Here is a 22,347-nt window from a genome sequence, read left to right as displayed (position 1 = left end):
TGAACAAGTAAAACCTTGTTTTTTAATGACTTTTTGAAATTATTCTAATCGCTTTTTTAATTGATATTCATATAGCGAAGGAATTTTTTCTATTTCCGTATTCAAAAATTCAATATAAGGATCGACATCGTATTTGATTTCAAATTTCGTATTTCCGTGGACGCCAATGATTCTGGCGAAAGCACCGTCTTTCATTCCGTACAATAAAACAGGTTTAGCCTGATCTGGGTTTGAAACTTGAACATTTAAGTTCCAAAAAGTACTGAAAGGTCCGTGCGATGGTTTCCAGTAATCAGCACCGCCGCCGCCAAATAAATAAAAGCTGTTATTTTTATCAGCAGTAATATGAACAGTAATATTATCAAACAAATTTTGATGATTTGCTCCCGAATGCTGGTCTAAAAGAGCGTCTTCAAAAATCTCACAATTTTGATACACATTTTTGGTAGAAAAAGTATTGAAGCTCAACGGGTGAATTGCTTTATTGTGTATTTTTAAGTTCTTGACTAAAACATTATGAACGCCTCCCAAAGTTACGGTATAATGTGATAAATGTGGTCCATCTGTAATGATATCCTGAACGGTTACATTAGAAACTTCTTCGGCTAGAATACCGCTGTCTGCATTGGTAATTTTGACGTTTTTTACCCAGCTGTTAAAAAGGCGTGTTAAGAAAATGGCATTATTTCCCGGTTCAACGTGATGCGCGACTCTCGGAATATCCGGAAAAGTAAACCTAAGATGTTCGATTCCGACTTCATTTAAATGTTTCCATTCGACGAGTTGTGCTTGGTAACTTGGCTTTATCGAAATGGTTAAAGGTGTTTTTAAAGTAATTTTAGAACCATATATTTTAGCGATTTCAACTTGCTGTCTGACAATTGGAAGTTTTGGAAATTTCCAATGATGCGAACCAGGTTTGACTTTTGCGCCTTGATATAAATCTTTTATAATTTCGCCGTTTTCCCCATCTTTATTGAACAACTGCAATTCGACAATATCGCCGACTTTTAAATTATTCAATTGAGAAACATTGATGATAAATTCGCCCATTTTTCCCGAACTGACTTTTGCTAACACATTAGGTTCGGGCTCATATTTATCCAAATAAGATTTCACACGTTCATTCGGAATCTGTGTCCAGATAAAACCTCCCGACCATGCATATTGCGAAAAAGGTAAGTCAATATTGTTTTCGGTTTCGCATTGTCTTTTATCAAAAGAGGTTAGGTATTCGCGAAGTTCCGCTAGAGATTCAGGATCTTTTAGATACATCATCGGTCTTGGGCAGTAGATTTCAGTTCCTTTTTCGTTGGAACCTGTACCGCGAAGCACAAAATTACTTCTTTCGATGTAGAGAATATCGCTTAGAATAATTCGGCCTGCGGGTAATTGTAAAATTACATTTCCATCGACTGCGTTTGCTGCTTGTAAAGCTTTGAGTAATGCTTTTGAATCGTCTAGATTATCATTTGCTTTTACGCCAAAATCAACTGCGTTAATAATTTTTCCTTCATTTTCTGGAAGTTTGCTTTCTCCAAGATGATAACCTGCATAGCTAAAATCTGGAAGGTAATTGGTTTTTTGAGATAGAATTTTGGGTAATTCCTGCGCCATTGTAATATTTACAACAAGGCTGCAAAAGATAGTTATGGCTAGACGAATCATGGTTTTTTGTGGTTGTGTGGTTAGTTAGTTTTTTTTGCTTGCCGCGAAGGCGCGAAGGCGCGAAGTTTTTTCTTTCACGCAGATTTAAGCAGATAATTTATTCAAAAATAATCTTCTTAAATCTGCCAAATCTGCGTAAAAAAATCTCTTTAATCCTTTTAATCTGTGGCTTAAAAATAAATCGCGTCTTAGCGCCTTCGTGGCAAGCAAATTATAAAGATCGCTTAATTCCCAATTCAAGTCCTCTCAATTCTGCTAAGCCTCTTAAACGGCCAATAGCAGAATAACCCGGATTTGTTTTTTTCTTTAAATCGTCCAGCATTTGGTGACCGTGATCTGGACGCATTGGTAACTTGCTGTTATTTCTTTTTTCGACTTCTAAAATTGCTTTTACCACTTCGTACATATCAACATCACCTTCAAGGTGATTGGCTTCGTAGAAACTTCCTTCTTCATCTCTTTGTGTACTTCTTAAGTGAATAAAATTCATTTTATCGCCGTGACGTCTTACAATTCCAGGTAAATCGTTATCGGCTCTAACACCATAAGAACCTGTACACATTGTAAATCCGTTTGATGGAGAAGGAGCTGCACCCATTAATTCGACTAAATCTTCTTCCGTACTTACTACTCTTGGTAAACCTAAAATTGGGTAAGGAGGATCGTCTGGATGAATTGCCATTAAGACACCTTTGCTTTCGGCAACTGGAATAATCTGCTGTAAAAAGTAAAATAAATTATCTTTTAAAGCCTGTCTGTCAATATGATTATAAGCACTTAAAGTAACTAAGAAATCTTCAACGGTATAAGCTTCCTCGGCACCTGGAAGACCTGCTAGAATATTACGTTGTAATTTTACCTTATCTTCATCTGTCATGGCTTCAAAATAGCTTTTTGCTTTTTGAATCTGAGTTTCAGAATATTCTTTTTCTGCGCCTGGTCTTTTTAAAATAAACAATTCAAAAGCAGCAAAAGCATTAATATCGAAACGTAAAGCTTTTGAACCGTCTTCAACCGTGTACGATAAATCAGTCCTTGACCAGTCTAAAACCGGCATGAAATTATAGCAGATGCATTTTATGCCGCATAAAGCCAGATTTCGAATGCTTTCTTTATAATTTTCAATGTATTGAAGGTAATTTCCAGTTTGTTTTTTAATGTCTTCATGAACCGGAATACTCTCCACAACCGACCAAGTTAAACCAGAAGCACCTTTTTTAGGGTCGCCGTTTTCGTGTTCAATTTCGACTTTTCTTTTAATGATTTCTTCGATGCTCCAAACTTCTCCATTTGGAATATGGTGTAATGCAGTTACGATTCCGGTTGCTCCCGTTTGTGCAATATCTTGTAAAGAAACAGGGTCATTTGGTCCGAACCATCTTAATGTTTGTTCCATTTTAATATGTATTATTTTTGAGAATTATTTTTTAAATACTAGTAGCAGCAAAACCTCCGTCTACTTTTAAGATTGTTCCAGTTACGAATTTTGACATGTCGCTGCATAAAAACAATAAAGCACCATCGATATCTTCTGGTGTTCCAAATCTTCCCATTGGTGTATGATCGATGATTTTTTCGCCGCGTGGAGTTAGTTTTCCTTCTGGAGTTAATAATAAAGCGCGGTTTTGCTCTCCAATAAAAAATCCTGGAGATATAGCGTTTACACGAATTCCTTCGCCATATTTTTGAGCCAGTTCAACTGCCATCCATTGTGTGAAGTTATCAATTGCCGCTTTTGAAGCCGAATAACCTACAACTCTAGTCAAAGGTCTTTGTGCCGATGCCGATGAAATATTAATGATATTTCCTGATTTCTGCTTAGCAAAAAGCTCCGCAAAAACCTGAGTTGGAAGCATAGTTCCAATAATATTCAAATCGACAACCTTTTGTAAATCATCCGTTTTCATATCATAAATAGCCTGGTCGGGCTGAATTGTCGCGCCAGGCATATTTCCTCCGGCAGCATTAATTAGAATATCCAGACGACCGTATTTTTCTACGATAAAATCTTTTGCCTTTTCTAATTCTTCTTTGTTTAAAACATTCGCTTGAATAGCAAATGCCTGACCACCATTTGCTTCTATGTTTTCTACAGTTTTCTCCGCTTTTTCCAGCGATTGAGAAACGATTCCAACAACAACACCTTGTTTAGCCAATACGTTTGCAAAGTTGCTTCCTAATACTCCAGCACCGCCTGTTATAAGTGCAATTTTGCCTTTTAGATTGAATATTGAATCCATTATTTAGTTGTTTAAAATGCAATACTTTAAAATCCAAATTTCAATTTGAAAAATAAAGTATGATTAATATTTAGTTTAATTTTTAAGTTCTTAATTGGAATTTGGTATTTCAAAAATTGGAATTTGAAAACTTAACCTCTTATTGTTCCAATCAGATCTAGAACTCTTTTAGTCTCTTTTTCGATTGTATCGTAAGCTTCGTACTCCATAACTTTTTTACTGATTAATTTACTTCCCATTCCCACAGCAGAAACTCCGGCATTAAACCAAGTTTCAATACTTTGACGGGTAGTATCAACACCTCCAGTCGGCATAAAAATTAAGTTTGGAAAAACATCTTTGATACCGCTCATAAAGTCTGGTCCTAAAATATTTCCAGGGAAAAGTTTGATGAATTGAACTCCGGCATTTTCAGCAGCAATAATTTCAGTTGGGGTCATACATCCAGGCGCGTATAAGACTTCTTTACCAATTAAAAATGAAGCTACTTCAGGAACAAAACCCGGACTTATAAAAAAGTTAGCTCCAGCCGAGAAATAGGTTTCAGCCTGCTCTAAATTTTTAATTGTACCAATTCCTAAAAGCATTCCAGGCATTTCAGTGTTTCTAATTTCAATTAATTTCTTGAAATTAGAAAGAGCTTCAGGACCTCTGCTTGTATATTCCACGGCTCTAATTCCCACGTTGTAAAGTGTTTTTAAAACAGCGATACTTTTATTTTCATCAGCATTAAAATATAAGGGAAGCATTCCTTGTTTTATAATCACATCAATAGAATTCTGAATTGTACTCATGGCTTATATTTTTACTTTAATTACAATTTTTTTCAATTCACCTTCGCCAATCATTGCAGTGTGTACATCTTCAGGAAATAATATGGCAAATTGTTTTTCCTGCAATTGAAAGAAAGTGTCTGGCGCATCATGAAAAAATCGAACATCTCTTTCGTCGCTGTAATCGCCATTTGGGTTTACGCATTTCTCTCTCGGTTTCCAGGCAAAAGTTTCTGGCCCTTTTATTGAAATCTGAATGTCTATGTTTTTGTCGTGGCATTCAAAACCTTTCACGGCTTCTTCTTTCGTATTTCCTTGTCCGACAATTACAATTAGTTTTAAACCTTCGCTAATTTCAAAAGCGCCCTCTTGCAAATTGGAAATATCATTTTGATTTACATAATCAAAGGCTTTTTTAAAATTGGCATGCAGGCCGTAATATTTTGCTGCGTTATGTAGTGAATCTACTATCATTTGGTTAGATATTATTTAGTTTTTAATCGTGTATTTTAGTTGATTAACAGAAAAAAGAATTGTTTTTTTAATGTTATGTGTATATTTGCGTGTGCGTACACGGTATTTTACAAATGTATGTAAAATGAAGTGTAAAACAACTTATTTTTAATAAAATAAATTAAATTTACTGCACTGCTTTTATTTTTTTAACTTAAAAAGAATCAATATCATAACAATTAAGAAAATTGCGGAATTAGCGAATGTTTCGCCGGGAACAGTCGACAGAATTATACACAATCGCGGACAAGTGGCGCAGGAAACTGTGGATAAGGTTAATGCTATAATTGAGGAATTTGGTTATAAAAGAAATATACTGGCAAGTAACTTGGCTTTAAACAAAAAATTTCATTTTGCAGTTTTTCTTCCAAAGTCTGAAACCTTGGAATATTGGAAAAGTCAGGTTGAGGGAATTGAAAAAGCGGCTTTAGAGTTTAGCAAATTCGGAATTGTATTGGATTATTTTTTCTACGATTATAATCTGATCTCATTTCAAGAAACTGTTCAAAAAGTAATGCAGTTTGATTGTGACGGTTTATTATTTGCGCCCATATTTTATGAAGATTCTGTTCAGTTTTTAAAAGAATATCAAAAGAAGAATATTCCAGTTGTAATGATTGATTCTAATATTTCTGAAGGAAATGAACATGCGTACGTAGGGCAAGATGCTTTTCAGAGCGGTTATTTAGCGGGAAGATTAATCAGTTTTGCAGTGAAAAATGAGAGACAGGTTTTGATTTTTAAAATTACGAGAGAAATTGAAAGTACTTCGGTATACTTACAACGCATCGATGGATTTTATTCTTATTTTAAAGATCATAACGAATTGACGAATTTTAAATTTTCAGAAGTCACTTTAAAAGATTCCAAAATAGATCAGTTGAGTTTGGAAATGTTTTCTGGTGTAAGCAGCATTTTTGTACCAAATTCCAGAGCTTATATTGTAGCTGGATTTTTAGAAAAAAATAATATAAAAGGTGTCCGCATTATTGGTTTTGATTTGTTGAAAGAAAATATCGAATATTTAAACAAAGGAATAATCGATTTTTTAATCAACCAAAGACCAGAAGACCAAGGTTATATGGGGATTAATTATTTGTATAAAAAACTAGTTCTTCAGGAAGATGTTGAACGTACACATTATATTCCCTTAGAAATTATTTTGAAAGAGAATTATTTTCCTGTTAGGAAATGATTTAAATACGCGTGATTCGCTATTTTGTCATTTCGATCCCGAGGCTTCGGGAGAGAAATCTCCGTAAGAAGCTCCACAAAGAAAGTCACCAAACTTCGTAGAGTCGCTTGTGAAGATTTCTCCACCGAAGCCTCGGGATCGAAATGACAAAAATGAGAATGAAATCTATTTTTTAACCTTCACCACCAAAGGATTATTAATCTTCTCAGCAAAAGCACTCAAATAAGTTTCCCATTCTTGTTTAGTTTGAAACGGACTTCCTTTTTTCCATCCAAAACCAGCATAATAAATTGCTTTGTTATTTTTTATAGAGATATTTCCATATAGATTACTTAGATCTTTTTCATCGCTAACATGATTATCAAAGCTAATTAAAGAACCTTTTGGCGCTACTAAACCCATTCCAATTTCAGAATCATCAATAGGCTCCCAATAACTCAGCCAGCCTTTTTCTAAATTTGTTCCTGTAGTTCCTTTTTTATCATGAAGTGTCAGTCCAGCAGCAATAGTTTTAGTTCCAGTAACATTGACTTCGAAGCGAGAAAGCTGGCTTCCATAATCCAAACTGATCAATTTCGATTCAGTTATTTTATTGCCTTTCGCATCCCAATCAGCATAGGTTAAAATAAAGCTCGTTCGGATCGGACCATTGGTAATAGTTTTCCAGCTGATAAAATTTTTAGAAAAATAATATTGACCACCCACATTTACAGCAATTCCGCCAATACCTCGGCTCGGACCAACCTGAAAATTATCTAGACCTTCTCCAGTATCTTTATGATACGTTCCAGTTCCGTTTGTGGTTTTTTCATACCATTTATTAATAATTGGATATTCTACTCTTTTTAACCAAGCATCGATTCCACTGGTTAATGTTCCGCCTGGAATATTGTCTTCCACCATTTTTTGAGCCACAGGACCGTAAGTTCTAAAAGCGACTTTGTTGTTTTCCCAAGCGTAATCATCTGTTCTTTCTGGAACAAAGCGTGAATAACAGCTAGCGACTTTGGACGCAGAAGAATTCGTACCAACTAAAATCTCAAAATCTTGCTTTGAAGAAGCTTTTATTTTGGGCTGAAACAAAAGTAAATCCATAATTCCGTCACCATCATTGTCTACAGTCTGGGTTTCAAGAAATGAATTACTGCTGATTTCTTTTACAACATAATTTTCAAGTTTGGCATCTGCTTTTAATCCGAGCGTTTTTTTAGTTAGTTCAACTGTTTCAAATTCTCTGGATACTGGTAAATTATTAATGACCGTAATTGTTTTGTTTTGAGACTGAACTGTAAAGTTTGCTGCGAGAATTGCGGTAAATAAAAGATGTTTTTTCATTTTGTTGCTGCTTTTTATTTCATAAAAATACAAATCAAAAAGTAAACAGAAATACGCAATGGGAGTAAATATGTACAATTTGTTGATAATGAGAATAAGTAACATAATAGTTGATAATTTAAACTTATCTTTAAATATTAAAATCATGATACAATGAAACAAAGCGCGGGTATATTAGCCTATAAATTCATCGATAAGACGGTATTTTTCTTTTTAGTTCATCCAGGCGGGCCATTTTGGAAAAACAAGGATTTAGAATCTTGGTCGATTCCCAAAGGAGAATTTGACGATGACGAAGATCCGCTTGATGCTGCAATTAGAGAATTTAAAGAAGAAACTGGTTTTGAGGTCGATGGCGATTTCATAAAACTAGAATATGTAAAATTGAAATCTGGAAAAGTTGTTCATGCGTGGGCGGTTGAATTTGAAATTGATGAAACGCTGCTAAAAAGCAATGATTTTGTAATGGAATGGCCTCCAAAATCTGGAAAATTATCCAATTTCCCTGAAGTCGACAGAGGAGAATGGTTTCAAACGCACGATGCCTTAAAAAAAATAAATCCTGCTCAAGCCGATTTTATTGTTCAAATGATTTCTAAAATTTCGGCTTCACTTTAATTTCTTTGTTTTCTTAATGAGATAATTTTTGTAATTTACATTCTTATCATCTGAATCATTTATCAGATTAATTAAATGCAAATAAGAATATGGAAGTGAAGTGTATTATTTTCGACTGCGATGGAGTTTTGGTTGATACAGAAAAAATTGGGAATGGAATACTGCTTGAAATGGCATCTGAATATGGTTTTGAAATGGAAATTGAAGATGCATACCGCAACTTTAATGGTCGAAATTTAAAAGATTGTTTTAGTCATATCGAAGATGCAATTGGAGCAAAACTGCCGGAATCTTTTGAAGCAGAATATCGCGAAAAAAGTTTCAAAGCTTTTAAAACAGAAGTGAAACCAATGGAAGGCGTAATTTCATTTATCGAAAAACTTAATATTGCGTATTGCGTGGCGTCAAGCGGACCTGTTGAAAAAATCAGGCTTAATCTGGAAGCATCTGGTTTATTGGATAAGTTTGAAAATAAGATTTTTAGTTCCTATCAAATTAACAGCTGGAAACCAGATCCTGGAATATTTTTGTATGCCGCAAATGAAATGGGTTTTGAGGTAAGTGACTGTATAGTTCTGGAAGACAGTAAAGCAGGCGTGAAAGCCGGAATAGATGGCGGATTTCGAGTATTTGGTCTTGCCAACGGTTATAATAATTCAGATTTAGAAGAAGAAGGCGCACTGCTTTTTTATACTTACGACGAGTTGAGCACACTTCTTGATTTGTAGAAACCCAAAATATTATCTTTCGATAACAATAGCATAAACAGATTTAGTATTAGAATCTATAAAATTGCATTTCTTTTAAAAAAAATGTAAATTTTATAAACCGCCTATTTGATACCAAATCTATGCACCTACGAGTTTCTTCCTTAATAAAAATATTTATACTTCTTTCTGTTGTTTCTTTACATGCGCAAAAGAAACAAAATTTAAACGGAACGCAAATTGCCTTTTTATCTGATGTGCATCTGCAGGATTTATTCGGCGGATTTTCAGATTCAGATTATCGAGGCGTTCTAAATCCGAAGACTGGACAATATACGTTAGTGCGAACAATGTCATCGCAGCTGCATTCTACCCGAATTTTTAATGAAAACTACTTTGCTTTTTTGGCAGCTTTAGAAGATATCGCCAAACGAAAGATAAAATACGTTGCGCTTCCAGGCGATTACACAGACGACGGACAGCCGATTCACGTTCGCGGATTAGCCAAAATATTAGAACAATATTCTAAAAAGTACGGAATAGAATTTTTTATTACTACAGGAAATCATGATCCAGTTGGACCGTTTGCACAGGAATCTGGGAAAGAAGATTTTTTAGGTAAAGAAGGTAAAAGTCAGCCCATTTATAGCAAAGAAGGCATTTATAAGCCCAATTTAAACATCGAACAGCCTGTTGTTGTTACAGCCGATATTGCTAAAATGGGTTATTTAGGAATTACAGATAATTTGAAAGATTTTGGTTTTTATCCGAATAAGAAAAATAAATTCTGGGCGACTCCCTTTTCAAAATACACAAGCGAGAATTACACTTTTGCAAAAGCATCAGAAAGTGCTTTATTATCGAATAGAGTTTATGAAGTAGCGAAAGGTTACGAAGTTCCAGACGTAAGTTATGTTGTAGAACCCATTGAAGGACTTTGGTTGATGGCAATTGATGGGAATGTTTATATTCCGAAGAAAAGTGATAGCGATCCAAAGGATTCTAAAAGTTATTCTGAAGCTAGTACGGGGTATAATAATGTACTTTCGAACAAAAAGCATTTAATAAAATGGGTCGAAGAGATTGCAGCTGCAGCTGAAAAACAAAGAAAAACCTTGGTTGCTTTCAGCCATTTTCCGATGATTGATTTTAATGATGACGCTTCCGCAGAAATTAAAGAATTATTAGGACCAAATAAATGGCAGTTAAATAGAGTGCCAGTAGAAGAAGTGGCACAGGTTTTTGCAGATGCAGGATTGCAGCTTCATTTTGGCGGACATATGCATATTAACGATACGGGAGTACGAACGACGGAGAAAGGAAATACTTTGGTAAATGTTCAAACGCCATCTCTGGCGGCTTATATTCCGGCTTATAAATTATTGACTTTTAAGAAAGATAACATTGTCGATATTCAAACCATTACAATTGATGAAGTTCCGAGATACAACGAGCTATTTGATTTGTATAAAATGGAATATCAATTTTTAGAAAGTCAGAATTCAAAAGATATTTGGAATATTGATATTTTAAAAACTAAAAATTACCACGATTTTACCGATTTACATTTGAAAGAACTGGTTCGTCTGCGTTTTCTAAAAGACGATTGGCCTGCCGCTTTTAAGGATTTTATTTTGAATGTTTCAGGTCAGGATTTATTGGTTCTAGCCAGCATGAATTCTAATCAGGATTTTGATGTTATCCTCAAAAATAAAATCCAGTTTGAGAAAGAATGGAAAGAAGCTGAAAGCAAAACAGCACTTATTTTAAAGCAAGATAATCTAAACCAAAAAGATTTTAACTGGAAAGGAAATGACCTGCTAATTGATTTTTACCGTTTTAGAAGTGCTGACGAACTGGCTTTTGCCGATGTTGCAGAAAAAAGGATTAAGACATATAAAGTTTTATCAAAATTGTTTCTAGATTCTAAAGATGAGGTTTCAAAACCTTTAAATAAGCAAATGAAATTGTTTTTTACCATCTTTAATAAATTTATGCACGAAGTTCCGGCGGATCATTTTACAGTTGATTTATTGACAGGAAAAATTAATAATAAAGCACATTAAAATAAGAGTACTTATAATCAAAATCCTCACTCTTAATTCCATTTTAATCTGCGGATTTTTATCCATCTAAATCGATATTTTTTTAGAAATTTAATCCTTAAAATATAAGAAACAAATGAAAAAATATAACTTTTAACATGCATTAAATCAGTATATTTGAGTTGGATTTAGACATTTTGAAGCTAATAATGCAGTAAAATTAAGTTCTAAATTCAATTATTTAAATAACTCAAAGTACAAGCATTATGATACATCAAATTGACACTACAGATAACGTTGTTGCCTTTAGAGCATTGGCAGAAGTAACAAAAGACGATTTCTTAACAGCAGTTATTCCCGCTGTTGAACATTTAGTGAAACAGACAAACGAAATTAATTTTTTGTTAGTTTTAGATACAGATATTAAAAACTTTACTGCAGGAGCTTGGCTTCAAGATGCACTTTTAGGACTTAAACATCTTGGAAAATGGAATCGCGCAGCTATAGTTACAGATACAGATGAAATTATATCTTTTACAAATGGATTTAGTTATGTTGTTCCAGGAGAGTTTCGTGGTTACAAAAAAATTGAATTTAACAAAGCCCTTAATTGGGTAGAAGGTAATATTTCTTAAGTTTTTACCTTTTTAATCTAAAAGTTTGGTATAAAAAAAGAGCACTAATTTAGTGCTCTTTTTTTATGAGTTATACTTTCACAATTAGTGATTGTATTCAATACCGCTGCTAGTTTTAGCATCGATTTTTTCTTTAGTTACTTGGCTGTATTTTTTATAACAAGCTGAAGCTAAAATTGGCAATGCAATACTTCCTACAACAGCACTAGCTTTTGTATGACCTGTTTTTTTCAAAACTGCCGAAGCTATAAGAGCACCAACTCCAGCGCACACCATTTGTTTTACAGAAAGATTAAGCGATTTGTTCTCTGGTGTAATTCCGTGTAATAATGGATCTATGAAATTTAAATTCTCCATGATAAAATAATTGTTTAGTTATACTTTTTTAATCTTATTGTTTGTCAATATCGGTTTCATTTTCAATTTTTTCGATTTCGACCTTTTCTTTTTTGATTGCCTGACGCAGTAATGCAAAAAGACTCATATAGGCATTTGCCATAAAAACCAGAGAAAACCCTGCCAAAATATAGCCTCGCCAATCATTTAACAAAAGTTTATAATCGCAAAGAATCAAAAATGCAATTGTGACATAATGGCTAAAACAATACTCGCACGTAAACAGATAGAAAAATTTTCTTGACACTAAAAACCTGTCATTTTTAGAACGATTGACACACCATTCGTGTGGTTCTCTAAAAATCTCTTCGTGCGTTACAGTCCAGCTTATGCAGGCAATTGGAATTGCTAAAACAAAAAGCCATACAATTTGAGTTGCTATAGTCATAGACGATTCTTTTATAAACCCTTAAATATAAGTCTTTTATTCTCTAGGATGATTTTCCGGATAATGTTCCGCGTCAAAATCGTCCAGTTCTTCGTCATTGTCTAAATCACCACCTTTTTCCACATCATGATCCAAATCTAGTTCAGGATCATATTCGTCATTTAGATCATCTTCTGTATCATCATTTGTAATAGCATCATCTTCATTGATAATACGTTCCTGATTTGGAATATTCTCCGATCTTACATTGGTATTTTTTTCAAAATCTTGCTCTGGATGAGATAAATCTTCCACAAATTCTTCTTGATATTGATAAGGATCTTCATCTCTTGCATAATTATCGTTATCAATCAAAGTATTTTGATCAATAATATCAGGATCGCTTTCGCCGAATTCCCTTTCGTCATTTTTTTTCAGCTCTTGTTTGTATTCATCTTCAACAGAATAAGTTCCATCTACAAGAGTATTTTGATCTATATAATCTGGATCGAATTGACCATAATTATCGTTGTTCTGCTTTTCCATAATACTGTTTTTTAAGGTTATTGTTTTACTCAAGGAATTTCAATGGATAATTTCTCCTTTGGCTTTCCTCTTTTATAACTAGTTCGTATTGTTCTATTTTATTTTAATGGCTTATAATGAAATTGTAAAGGCTTGTAAAAAATATCGTGTTTTACAAATTTAGCAATGACATACAAGGAAGTCCTTACAAGAAAATTATTTATAGCTGCATAATTAACAGTTACTTATAATATAATGATTGTAAGAAATTATGTAAGATCAGCAGTAGGTAAACAATTTATTTTTGGTGTAATATGATTTATAAAGGTTTAATTAAAATCGAAATGATATGGCATCTGAAAAAGTTACGGCCTGCTGTGAGGCTTTAATAGATAAAAACTTGACGATTTCATTTGCAGAAAGTGCTTCTGCTGGAAAAATGTCTTATGAGTTTTCGACTGTTTTTAATTCGGGACGAATTTTAATAGGAGGGATGGTCTGCTATCATTCTTCTATGAAGGAGGACTTACTTCATATTCCGTGGGGAACGATAGAAAAATTCAGTGCTGAATCTGCAGAAGTTACTGCGCTTATGGCTCAGAATTTTTATCGCTATATAAATTCAGATATTTGTGTTGGCTTAACCGGACTTCCAACACCAGGCGGAAGCGAAACCGATGAAAAACCTGTAGGAACTATTTTTATTCATATTATGTTTTCAGACAAAGAAATAGCGAGACGTTTCGTATTTGACGGAGATCAAGAGAGTATAATTAATCAAGCAATTGATGCCGTTGCAGAATTAATTCTAGAGGAAATCTGAATGTAACTAGATAATAATTTACAAAAAGCTACAAGTTTATCTTGTGGCTTTTTGTGTATAATGATTTAGCTTAAAGTGATATTTTAATGCTTCTGTGAGATCTATTGGTTTTTGTCTTTTTGGATATTTTAAAATTACTTCTTACTATAAAGCGAACCATTTTTTATAGACACTCTATCTAACTTTCCTTTTTCATATAATTCCTCTAATATAATTTTTGCTTCGTTAAGGGAAATGTCCTGAAGTACTGCGTATTCTTTTGGTGCTAACGTAGGATATATTTCGAAAATAGATAAAGAGTTTTCTTTTACAATTGCTTTCTTTTTTGCTTCAGGAAATAAAGCCAGTAAAGCATTTTCATAAGTGGTGTAAGGTTTAGAACCGTAAACGGTTAATTTATTATTGCTTTCATCAGCAAAAAAGAAAGTGGGAAAACCTCTGACTCCGAGAGTTTTTCCAAAATATAAATCTTCTTGAAAAAGTTTTTCAGCAGCACCATTGTAATCTGTTTTCAGTTTTTCGATATTAAGATCGGCGATTTTTGCAGCTTCTGCAATGTTTTCCCATTTTGCTATGTTTTTCTTTTCGAGATATAATTTCTCCCGTAGGATTCTCATAAATTTTATTGCTTTTTCTGTACTCTGCATCTGTGCAGCTTTCATGGCAATACATGAAGGATAAGAAGAGTCTAAAGGATCTTCAAGCCAAACATCTCCATCAATTGGCATTTCGTAGTGTAAACTAGCATCATCCCAATGTTGAGCAACATCCGAAGGCTTACTTATGCCTCCGCTATTATAACTCCAATCAGGAAGAAGACCGCCCATTTTGTATTCAATATCAAAATAATCGCCGTATTCCAGTTTTAGTTTTCTAAGTTGAGGTTCTATTCCCCAGCACGAAGAACAAATAGGATCTGTGTAATAAATTATTTTTATAGGTTTATTTTCAGTTAGTATAGAAGTCGTTTCAGGAGATTTTTCGTTTAAAGGCATCTCACACACTCCAGTTATTGGATCGCACAATAAAGGATTTGATTTATTTTCACTCATTTTTAAATTCGTTTGCGATTGACAGTTCGTACCGTAAATCAAGATTAGCAACAACGACAGTATTTTCATAGAAATTAAGTGTACTCTCGAACTTTTAGATTTCTCACAAATTTCCTCCGAAATATGTCACGAGTCAATTAGTCAAGAAAACATGACTAGATGATAATTGAAACTTTAGCGAATTATAACTTTATAAAAACATAGAAATTGAGTTGCAAAGTAATTGCACTCTTACAATCAATTGCGTATTTTTACATTAGATAAAAATTAAAAGCTTCAAATAAAAAAAAATGGTATGGTTAAGGATTTAGGTTATGGTTATAAAATCATCGACAATAATTTGATACTTTTTTATGATAGTGAAGTCTTCAAGAAATTTTATAAAATTATTGACTTCGAGAACTTCAAGATTATTGCAAATAACGCCGCAACATCAGATGATTATGCATCTACGGTATATTTCGCAGATAAAAATCATATTTACATACAGAGTGCGTTTTGTAGTTTTTGCGTTTTGGAAAATGCAGATCCAAAAGATTTTAAAGTGATTGATATCGATAAGGGTTATAGTTTTTCAAATGGAAATTATTACCGCCATAATGATCAAATGCCCTTTGATTGGAGTAAAGCAAAATATTTAAATGATTATTACGCTGAGGTTGATCATAAATTATATTTTGGAGATATAAATTTGGTTGAGAATGTAGATATCGATTCATTTACTATTCCTCATCCAGAACTTATTGGAAATCTAGGAATGGATAAAAATCACGTGTTCTTTAAAGGAAAAATAATTCCTGACGCAAATCCCAAAACATTTAAAATATTAGAAGGATGCTTGGATGGAACTTATTATTTGGAATGTGATAATGCCTTTTTTGCTAAAGATGATAAACTTGCTTACTTTGTGAGAACCATCAGCAGTGAGGTAAAAATAATTAAAAGCAAAAGTTTGAATGAATTTCATTTTAAAGTTATAGATGAAAGAGGCTATGCATTCGATAAAGAATACAGTTACTATATAGGAAAACGAACCAAACTCTAAATTAAAATCACAGTATATTAATTTCAGTTATGTGTATTTGAAGCCATTAAATTTTTATTAACAAAAAGTAAGATTTCATTGCTTTATATTTGTAAGGTACAAATTAATCCTAAAGCATTCTATTCTTATGAAAATCAAGTCTTTTTACTATATATTTCTAATTAGTTTTTTTTCAGTTTCGGCTTATAGTCAAAATGTGAAGTTGTTGAATATTGATCAACTAAATGAAAGAATTAAAAACGGAAAAGACAGTACTTTTGTAGTCAATTTTTGGGCAACGTGGTGCGCACCCTGCATAAAAGAATTACCGCATTTCGAAAAATTAAAAGCAGAATACAAATCAGATAAACTGGCTGTTTTATTAGTTAGCCTTGATTTTAAATCAAAACTGACTTCAAACGTAATTCCCTTTGTAAAAAGAAAAAATTTGAAGAATGAAGTTTTTCTTTTAAACGAAAGCAGTCCGCAGGAATTTATTGACCGAATCGATCCAAGCTGGTCAGGAAGTATTCCTGCAACTCTCTTTATAAAAAATGATAAGCGAAAATTTGTCGAGAGTGAATTTACCTATGAACAATTATTAACTGAATATAAAAAACTATAAAATCCGTAAACCATGAAAAAAATAATTCTAGTATTGGCATTAGCGTTTTCTGCTTTTCTTTCGCAGGCGCAGACAGGAGCAACTCTTAAAGCTGGAGATGCTGCACCAGATTTCAAATTAAAAAATGTAGACAATAAAGAAGTTTCATTTGGAACTTTTAAAGATGCGAAAGGTTACATTGTAGTTTTTACTTGTAATACCTGTCCTTATGCGATTGGTTATGAGCAGAGAATTATCGATTTAGATAAAAAATTCAGACCACAAGGATATCCTGTAATTGCAATTAATCCAAACGATCCAGAAGCTTCTACAGCAGATACTTTTGCAAAAATGCAGGATTTGGCAAAAGATAAAAAATATCCTTTCCCATATTTATTTGATCCAGGACAAAAAATTACTGACCAGTACGGAGCAAAACGTACACCGCATATTTTCATCGTTTCTAAAACTTCAAAAGGAAATATTGTAGAATATGTTGGAGCAATCGACAATGATCCAGAAGGAAATAAAGCTGATAAAGTAAAATATGCCGAAGATGTTATTGCATCTTTAAAAAGCGGTCAAAAACCAGCGGTTACTCAGACTAAAGAAATTGGATGTACGGTAAAAAGAAAAGCAAAAGCTTAATTACTAATACGCTATAAAATACGAAACGCCCCATAATTGGGGCGTTTTTGGCTAATATAAATGAACAAGTTTAGTTTACTTCTGTTTTTTATCAATTTTGTAAAGTCTTCCTTGATCAGTAACGGCGTATAATGCTTCATCTTTTCCTTGTGTAATATCTCTAAATCTTTGTCCTTCACCGGCCAATAATCTTTCTTCTCCAGCTACTTTATTGTCTTTAATTGCTAAACGAACAATGTGCGACCCGCTTAAAGAACCAATAAAAAGATTATTCTGCCATTCAGGTACACGGTTTCCTGAGTAAAAAGTCATACCGCTTGGCGAAACAACTGGATCCCAGTAATAAACCGGCTGTTCCATTCCAGTCTGCTGTGTAATACCATCGCCAATTTTGGCTCCTCCATATTCAATTCCGTAAGTAATAGTCGGCCATCCGTAGTTTGCTCCAGCAGTAATTCTATTAAGTTCGTCACCGCCTCTTGGCCCGTGTTCACTCTGCCATAATTCTCCAGTTGTAGGATGAATGGCCAATCCCTGTGGATTTCTATGTCCAATAGTGTATAATTCTGGTAAAGCACCAGTTTGTGTAAAGGCTGGATTTCCAGAAGCTGCTTGACCACCCGTTGTAATACGTACAATTTTACCCAAACTGCTGTTTACAGCTTGCGCAAGCGGACGTGTTTGTAAAACAGATCTTTCCCCAATACTTACAAATAAATTTCCACTTTTGTCAAATACAACACGGCTTCCGTAGTGAAGTGTACTGCTGTTTGGTGTGTTAGAGCGATAGATCACGGTTACATTTTCAACTGCCGCATCGTTATTTGCCAGTCTTCCTTTAGCGACTGCGGTAATATTACCGCCAGCAACAGCTTCAGAAAATGTCCAATAAATCATTCGGTTTGTTTCAAAAGCTGGATCGAGGCAGATACCCAGTAAACCACCTTGATCTGCTGGATTTACCGCTGGTACTCCTGTTAGTGCATTACTAATTACTCCGGCTTGTGTGACAATTTTTATGTTACCTGCTTTTTCTGTTACTAAAAGACGTCCGTCAGGGAGATACGCAACTCCCCAAGGAGCGCTTAAACCGTTGGTGATAACTTTAGATTCGATTTCTGTGGTGGTTTGAATACTTCCTGCACGAGTTTGTCCAGAAAATGCGGGAGTGTAAGTTGTATTTGCTGTACCAGTTTCTACAGGCGGTCCAGTTGGTCCTACATTGGTGTCGTCATTGTCATTGTTGGAGCAGCTGCTTAAGGCTAAGACTCCAGCAAGAAGAAAAATACTTTTTTGAATTATCATAATGCTTTCATTTTAATGGTTAAAAAATAAATTTTTGCATTATCCAACAATCGAAAAAGAATGTTCTTTTGTAGAGATTCATAAAATGAAATGGTCAGTTTCAAATGAAATTCTCCGTAATATCTTCAATTTAGATCTGCCTAAATACTTAGCCGTAATATTGAAGAAAAATAATTTCTAATAAAAAATTAAATTTCTTTTGGAAAAGCATCTAGTGGGACATGCATTATTTTTAACGGAAAATCCCTTCAAAATATTGCCGTGAAGAATTAGATAAATCTGATCTCAATAGAAATTTAACATTCTCATTTAAAAGTAAAATGAGTCTAAAGCCTTGTTTTTAAAGGAGTTTTTAAAGGCTTTTGAGTTTTTTCATAAAAATAGGAAAAACTTCATTTAATTCGTCAAAAAGAGGATTTTTGCGATTTTTTAATTTGATTTCACTAAATAATTTTAATCCCAAAGCAAATTGAACAGCTTCTGATTGGTCTGCAAAAATGTTTTTTTCTTTGATTTTTTCAATGATTCCGAAAATTTCATCGTGATTGTCAAACTCGATCCCAAGCTCTTTTGCTGGTTCTGTTTCACCATTTGCATATTCTTTAAGACTTAAAGTCAGGTAATATTTATTTGATCTTTTTTCCATAATTTTTATAATTCTAATTTATTTCAGCCATTTATCGACTACTATTTTAAAAGCTTCTTTATACTGTTCACCAACCGTAATTTCTATTTTGTCTATAAAAATCGAGTTCTTACTGATGGCACTAATTTTATCAAGAGAAACGATAAAAGAGCGGTGAACACGCATGAATTTTGATGAAGGAAGTTTCTCTTCTAAAGCCTTAAGTGAAATAAGTGATAATAAAGCTTTTTGAGAATCTTCAAGATGTACTTTTACGTAGTCCTTTAAACTTTCTATATAACAAATATCTTTTAATGAGATTCTAACCCATTGATATTCTACTTTTAAAAAGATAAATTCATCATCTGCTGCAATATTTTGAAAATGATTGTTTGCTTCTTCAGATAATTGTAAAACCTTGGTAGAAGCGCGAAGAAACTCTTCGTAGCTAAAAGGTTTTAAAAGATAATCTACAGCATTTACTTTATATCCTTCAATCGCATAATGATTGTAAGCGGTAGTAAAAATAATTTTGGGAAGTGGGCCAGGCTGATCTTGAATAAGCCTTGCCAGTTCCATTCCAGTTAAGTTGGGCATGTTGATATCTAAGAAAACGACATCAGGTTTTGTTTCCCGAATCAATCCCATGGCTTCAACAGCATTGTCGCAGGTTGAAATTAATTCTAAAAAGGGAGTCTGCTGTATAAACGTTTCTACTAGTTTTAAAGCCAAAGGTTCATCATCTACTGCTATGCATTTTAGTACGGTCATTGCTCTAAAGTTATTTTCAATTTAATTTTATATGTTCCGTGATCGGTAACTCCAAAAGTGATAAAATGTTGATTGGGATAAATCAGATGTAATCTTCGTTTGGTATTTGTTAAACCAATTCCGCCCTCATCAGAAACTTTTGTTTTTTCGAAAAAAGTATTTTCTACTTCAAATTCCAAATCAGTATCATTTTGTGAAAGTTTAATGTGTATTTCGCTTTTGTCTGTAGCATGAACGCCGTGTTTAAAAGCATTTTCTACTAAAGGTAATAATAACATCGGAACAATTGGGTAATCGTGTAATTTTTCGGGAATTTCCGTGGTGATAGTCAATTTGCTGTTGGCACGAAGTTTCATTAAAGCAATAAAATCCTTTAGAAACTCAACCTCTTTCAATAAAGTTGTTCGTTCGCCTTCGGTGCTGTACAATAAATAGCGCATCATACGGCTTAAAGTATGAAGTGCATTTCTCGAATCTTCGATATTTGTATAGGTTAGTGAATAAATGCTGTTTAATGAATTAAAGAAAAAATGCGGATTGATTTGTGCCTTCAGCATTGCCAATTCAGCAACTGTTTTATCCTGTTCTAATTTCTGTTTGTGCTGTGCGGCTTTCTGCCAGTATTGTAACATTGCCCAGCTGGTACTTATTCCTAAAACCAATAGCGTAAGCGTAAAGACGTAATTGTCAAAATAAGGGTTTCTGTATTTTGTAAAACCAATAGCTTTGCTGATTTGATTGTGAAGATCTGTTTGAGAAGTATAAAAAAAAGCAATCAGCTGCATGCTGAAAATCGCCATAAATGCCCAAAGTAAAAATGGAGAAGTATTGTCTTTAAAAATTGTTTTTGGAACGATGATTTTTGCTGTCGAATAAAAAACAACAATCAATAAAAAAAGAATAATACTCTGCCAAAGCCAAAATGCTGACGGAAGCACAACATTCCAAGTTAAGGGAATGTAGAACAGCATAATATATCCTAATAAACACCATCCAAGAATGTGTAAACCGGTGAATAAATAGGGTTTGAAAAAGTTGGTTGCCATTGTAATTTGTGATTTTAAAGGCAATATTACATTTTATTTAGACATAAAATTTGAGCAATCGTCCGAGACGGATTGAGAGTCTCTAAAAAGCATTTTAGAGCCGATAAGATAAAAATTAAACACTTGTTTAATATTTTAAAAAATTCCATCGGTCGTCAGCTTACCTTTATCGATTCTTTCTTACTCTTCGTCTATTTGAAAATTTTCGCTTGTAATATTTTAGTTATTTTGTATCCATATAATCGATAATTACACATTTTTCACAATGAATAAGCAATCATTTTTAAGTATTCTCGCAGCATCAATTGTTATCGCTTCTTGCGGTAAAAATGATAAATCGGCTCAGGCTGGGGGCGCACCGCAGATAAAAGAGTATAAGACTGTGACATTACAGCCGGAATCTGCTACATTAAACAGCGACTTTCCTGCTAGTATTCAAGGGCAGCAAAATATAGAAATTCGACCAAGAGTTGAAGGATACATTGATAAAATCTTTGTTGATGAAGGAGCAGTTGTAAAAGCTGGACAGCCTTTGTTCAAAATCAGTGCACCAGAATATGAGCAGCAGGTTCGTACGGCAACTGCAAGTATTAAAAGTGCGCAGGCAGATTTAAGTGCAGCTAAACTGGCTGTAAATAAAGTAAAGCCATTGGTTGAAAAAGGAATCATTAGTAAGTACGATTTAGAATCGGCACAATATACTTATGAGTCGGCTCAGGCAAATTTAGCACAAGCTAATGCTGCTTTAGTAAATGCAAAAACCAATTTAGGATATACAACAGTTACAAGTCCCGTAAATGGAGTTGTAGGTTCTATCCCGTTTCGTTTAGGAAGTTTGGTAAGTTCAAATACTACAGAACCTTTAACAACGGTTTCAAGCATTGGTAATGTTTATGCTTATTTTGCAATGAACGAAAAAATGCTTTTAAATTTCACTCAAAACAATAGTACAGGAGCTTCCTTAGCTCAAAAAATCAAAAGTATGCCGGCAGTTTCTTTACTGCTTTCAGATGGTTCTGCTTACGATGAAAAAGGACATATTGAAACCGTAAACGGATTGATTAATACAGAAACTGGTTCGGTAAATATTAGAGCTCGTTTTCCTAATCCAAAAGGAATTATTAGAAGCGGAAGCAGTACTACAGTAAGAATTCCAACTGATGTGAAAGATGCTATAATTGTACCGCAAAGTGCCACTTTTGAACTTCAGGATAAAATTTTCGCAGTTGTTTTAGGAAAAGACGGAAAGACTAGAAATGCTAATATTACGATCCTTGACAATGCAGCAGGAAATTATTATGTAGTAACAGAAGGCTTAAAAGCAGGAGACGAAATTGTATTAGAAGGAGTAGCTTCTTTAAAAGAAGGAACTGAAATTAAAGCTCAAAATCAAAAACCAGAAACGGTTTATGCTGACTTAAAATAAAAAAGA

The 22,347-nt window shown here is 33.7% G+C and carries 24 protein-coding genes; 10 read left to right on the top strand and 14 right to left on the bottom strand.

What is annotated here, in order from left to right:
- Window positions 1-39 precede the first annotated feature (39 nt).
- From HYN86_RS17125 to HYN86_RS17105, 5 genes are all read right to left on the bottom strand, one after another.
- Entirely contained in the window at window positions 40-1,668 is a 1,629-nt protein-coding gene (locus tag HYN86_RS17125; RefSeq protein WP_113679146.1) for a DUF4955 domain-containing protein, read from the bottom strand.
- Window positions 1,669-1,879: 211 nt separating this feature from the next.
- Window positions 1,880-3,064, bottom strand: a complete 1,185-nt coding sequence (gene uxuA / locus HYN86_RS17120; protein WP_113679145.1) for a mannonate dehydratase — start codon at window positions 3,062-3,064, stop codon at window positions 1,880-1,882.
- A 31-nt stretch (window positions 3,065-3,095) separates the two neighbouring features.
- Window positions 3,096-3,908, bottom strand: coding sequence for an SDR family oxidoreductase (locus HYN86_RS17115; protein ID WP_113679144.1), 813 nt, complete (start codon window positions 3,906-3,908; stop codon window positions 3,096-3,098).
- 131 nt (window positions 3,909-4,039) lie between these two features.
- Complete coding sequence (locus tag HYN86_RS17110) at window positions 4,040-4,702, bottom strand: bifunctional 4-hydroxy-2-oxoglutarate aldolase/2-dehydro-3-deoxy-phosphogluconate aldolase (protein ID WP_113679143.1); 663 nt, start codon at window positions 4,700-4,702, stop codon at window positions 4,040-4,042.
- 3 nt (window positions 4,703-4,705) lie between these two features.
- The gene (locus tag HYN86_RS17105; protein WP_113679142.1) at window positions 4,706-5,155 is read right to left on the bottom strand and encodes a YhcH/YjgK/YiaL family protein; all 450 of its coding nucleotides are present in this window, start codon (window positions 5,153-5,155) and stop codon (window positions 4,706-4,708) included.
- Between the two features lie 169 nt (window positions 5,156-5,324).
- Here HYN86_RS17105 and HYN86_RS17100 point away from each other — a divergent pair, with 169 nt between their 5' ends.
- The gene (locus HYN86_RS17100) at window positions 5,325-6,389 is read left to right on the top strand and encodes a substrate-binding domain-containing protein (protein ID WP_394336099.1); all 1,065 of its coding nucleotides are present in this window, start codon (window positions 5,325-5,327) and stop codon (window positions 6,387-6,389) included.
- A 165-nt stretch (window positions 6,390-6,554) separates the two neighbouring features.
- Here HYN86_RS17100 and HYN86_RS17095 read toward each other — a convergent pair whose 3' ends face one another.
- Window positions 6,555-7,724, bottom strand: coding sequence for a DUF4861 family protein (locus tag HYN86_RS17095; protein WP_113679140.1), 1,170 nt, complete (start codon window positions 7,722-7,724; stop codon window positions 6,555-6,557).
- A 153-nt stretch (window positions 7,725-7,877) separates the two neighbouring features.
- Between HYN86_RS17095 and HYN86_RS17090 the strand changes: the two genes are divergently transcribed.
- From HYN86_RS17090 to HYN86_RS17075, 4 genes are all read left to right on the top strand, one after another.
- Window positions 7,878-8,342 carry an NUDIX hydrolase gene (locus tag HYN86_RS17090; RefSeq protein WP_113679139.1) on the top strand — a complete coding sequence of 155 codons (465 nt, stop codon included), beginning with the start codon at window positions 7,878-7,880 and terminating at the stop codon, window positions 8,340-8,342.
- Window positions 8,343-8,431: 89 nt separating this feature from the next.
- Window positions 8,432-9,070: an HAD family hydrolase gene (locus tag HYN86_RS17085; protein ID WP_113679138.1), complete on the top strand. Its 639-nt coding sequence runs from the start codon at window positions 8,432-8,434 to the stop codon at window positions 9,068-9,070.
- Window positions 9,071-9,192: 122 nt separating this feature from the next.
- The gene (locus HYN86_RS17080; RefSeq protein WP_113679137.1) at window positions 9,193-11,115 is read left to right on the top strand and encodes a metallophosphoesterase family protein; all 1,923 of its coding nucleotides are present in this window, start codon (window positions 9,193-9,195) and stop codon (window positions 11,113-11,115) included.
- 245 nt (window positions 11,116-11,360) lie between these two features.
- The gene (locus HYN86_RS17075; RefSeq protein WP_113679136.1) at window positions 11,361-11,729 is read left to right on the top strand and encodes a SpoIIAA family protein; all 369 of its coding nucleotides are present in this window, start codon (window positions 11,361-11,363) and stop codon (window positions 11,727-11,729) included.
- Window positions 11,730-11,813: 84 nt separating this feature from the next.
- Here HYN86_RS17075 and HYN86_RS17070 read toward each other — a convergent pair whose 3' ends face one another.
- Genes HYN86_RS17070 through HYN86_RS17060 form a run of 3 tightly spaced genes read right to left on the bottom strand, consistent with a single transcriptional unit; the run spans window position 11,814 to window position 13,038 of the window.
- On the bottom strand, window positions 11,814-12,086 hold the full coding sequence (locus HYN86_RS17070) for a PrgI family protein (RefSeq protein ID WP_113679135.1): 273 nt from the start codon (window positions 12,084-12,086) through the stop codon (window positions 11,814-11,816).
- 34 nt (window positions 12,087-12,120) lie between these two features.
- A complete protein-coding gene (locus tag HYN86_RS17065) occupies window positions 12,121-12,513 on the bottom strand; it encodes a hypothetical protein (protein WP_113679134.1) in 393 nt (130 codons plus the stop codon).
- A gap of 36 nt (window positions 12,514-12,549) precedes the next feature.
- A complete protein-coding gene (locus HYN86_RS17060) occupies window positions 12,550-13,038 on the bottom strand; it encodes a hypothetical protein (RefSeq protein WP_113679133.1) in 489 nt (162 codons plus the stop codon).
- A gap of 328 nt (window positions 13,039-13,366) precedes the next feature.
- On the opposite strand from HYN86_RS17060, the gene HYN86_RS17055 reads away from it, so the two are divergent.
- Window positions 13,367-13,840, top strand: a complete 474-nt coding sequence (locus HYN86_RS17055; RefSeq protein ID WP_113679132.1) for a CinA family protein — start codon at window positions 13,367-13,369, stop codon at window positions 13,838-13,840.
- Between the two features lie 134 nt (window positions 13,841-13,974).
- On the opposite strand, the gene HYN86_RS17050 is transcribed toward HYN86_RS17055, so the two are convergent.
- Window positions 13,975-14,892 carry a DsbA family protein gene (locus HYN86_RS17050; protein ID WP_113679131.1) on the bottom strand — a complete coding sequence of 306 codons (918 nt, stop codon included), beginning with the start codon at window positions 14,890-14,892 and terminating at the stop codon, window positions 13,975-13,977.
- Between the two features lie 295 nt (window positions 14,893-15,187).
- On the opposite strand from HYN86_RS17050, the gene HYN86_RS17045 reads away from it, so the two are divergent.
- The 3 genes from HYN86_RS17045 (at window position 15,188) to HYN86_RS17035 (ending at window position 17,168) form a co-directional block, all read left to right on the top strand.
- On the top strand, window positions 15,188-15,937 hold the full coding sequence (locus HYN86_RS17045) for a DKNYY domain-containing protein (RefSeq protein WP_113679130.1): 750 nt from the start codon (window positions 15,188-15,190) through the stop codon (window positions 15,935-15,937).
- A 196-nt stretch (window positions 15,938-16,133) separates the two neighbouring features.
- Window positions 16,134-16,541: a TlpA family protein disulfide reductase gene (locus HYN86_RS17040; RefSeq protein ID WP_230406467.1), complete on the top strand. Its 408-nt coding sequence runs from the start codon at window positions 16,134-16,136 to the stop codon at window positions 16,539-16,541.
- 12 nt (window positions 16,542-16,553) lie between these two features.
- Window positions 16,554-17,168: a thioredoxin family protein gene (locus tag HYN86_RS17035; protein ID WP_113679128.1), complete on the top strand. Its 615-nt coding sequence runs from the start codon at window positions 16,554-16,556 to the stop codon at window positions 17,166-17,168.
- Between the two features lie 75 nt (window positions 17,169-17,243).
- On the opposite strand, the gene HYN86_RS17030 is transcribed toward HYN86_RS17035, so the two are convergent.
- The 4 genes from HYN86_RS17030 to HYN86_RS17015 form a co-directional block, all read right to left on the bottom strand.
- A complete protein-coding gene (locus tag HYN86_RS17030; protein ID WP_113679127.1) occupies window positions 17,244-18,473 on the bottom strand; it encodes a PQQ-dependent sugar dehydrogenase in 1,230 nt (409 codons plus the stop codon).
- 352 nt (window positions 18,474-18,825) lie between these two features.
- Complete coding sequence (locus HYN86_RS17025; RefSeq protein ID WP_113679126.1) at window positions 18,826-19,119, bottom strand: DUF3861 domain-containing protein; 294 nt, start codon at window positions 19,117-19,119, stop codon at window positions 18,826-18,828.
- Window positions 19,120-19,137: 18 nt separating this feature from the next.
- Entirely contained in the window at window positions 19,138-19,869 is a 732-nt protein-coding gene (locus HYN86_RS17020) for a LytR/AlgR family response regulator transcription factor (protein WP_113679125.1), read from the bottom strand.
- On the bottom strand, window positions 19,866-20,915 hold the full coding sequence (locus HYN86_RS17015) for a sensor histidine kinase (RefSeq protein WP_113679124.1): 1,050 nt from the start codon (window positions 20,913-20,915) through the stop codon (window positions 19,866-19,868). Before HYN86_RS17015 ends, HYN86_RS17020 begins: the two co-directional genes overlap by 4 nt.
- Before the next feature lie 265 nt (window positions 20,916-21,180).
- Between HYN86_RS17015 and HYN86_RS17010 the strand changes: the two genes are divergently transcribed.
- On the top strand, window positions 21,181-22,341 hold the full coding sequence (locus HYN86_RS17010; RefSeq protein ID WP_113679123.1) for an efflux RND transporter periplasmic adaptor subunit: 1,161 nt from the start codon (window positions 21,181-21,183) through the stop codon (window positions 22,339-22,341).
- The last annotated feature ends 6 nt before the right edge of the window (window positions 22,342-22,347 follow it).

It is taken from the genome of Flavobacterium fluviale, from assembly GCF_003312915.1.
Classification (GTDB): Bacteria; Bacteroidota; Bacteroidia; order Flavobacteriales; family Flavobacteriaceae; genus Flavobacterium; species Flavobacterium fluviale.
The sequence above is the reverse complement of the archived record's forward strand: the minus strand, read 5'-3'. Positions and strand labels throughout refer to the sequence as shown.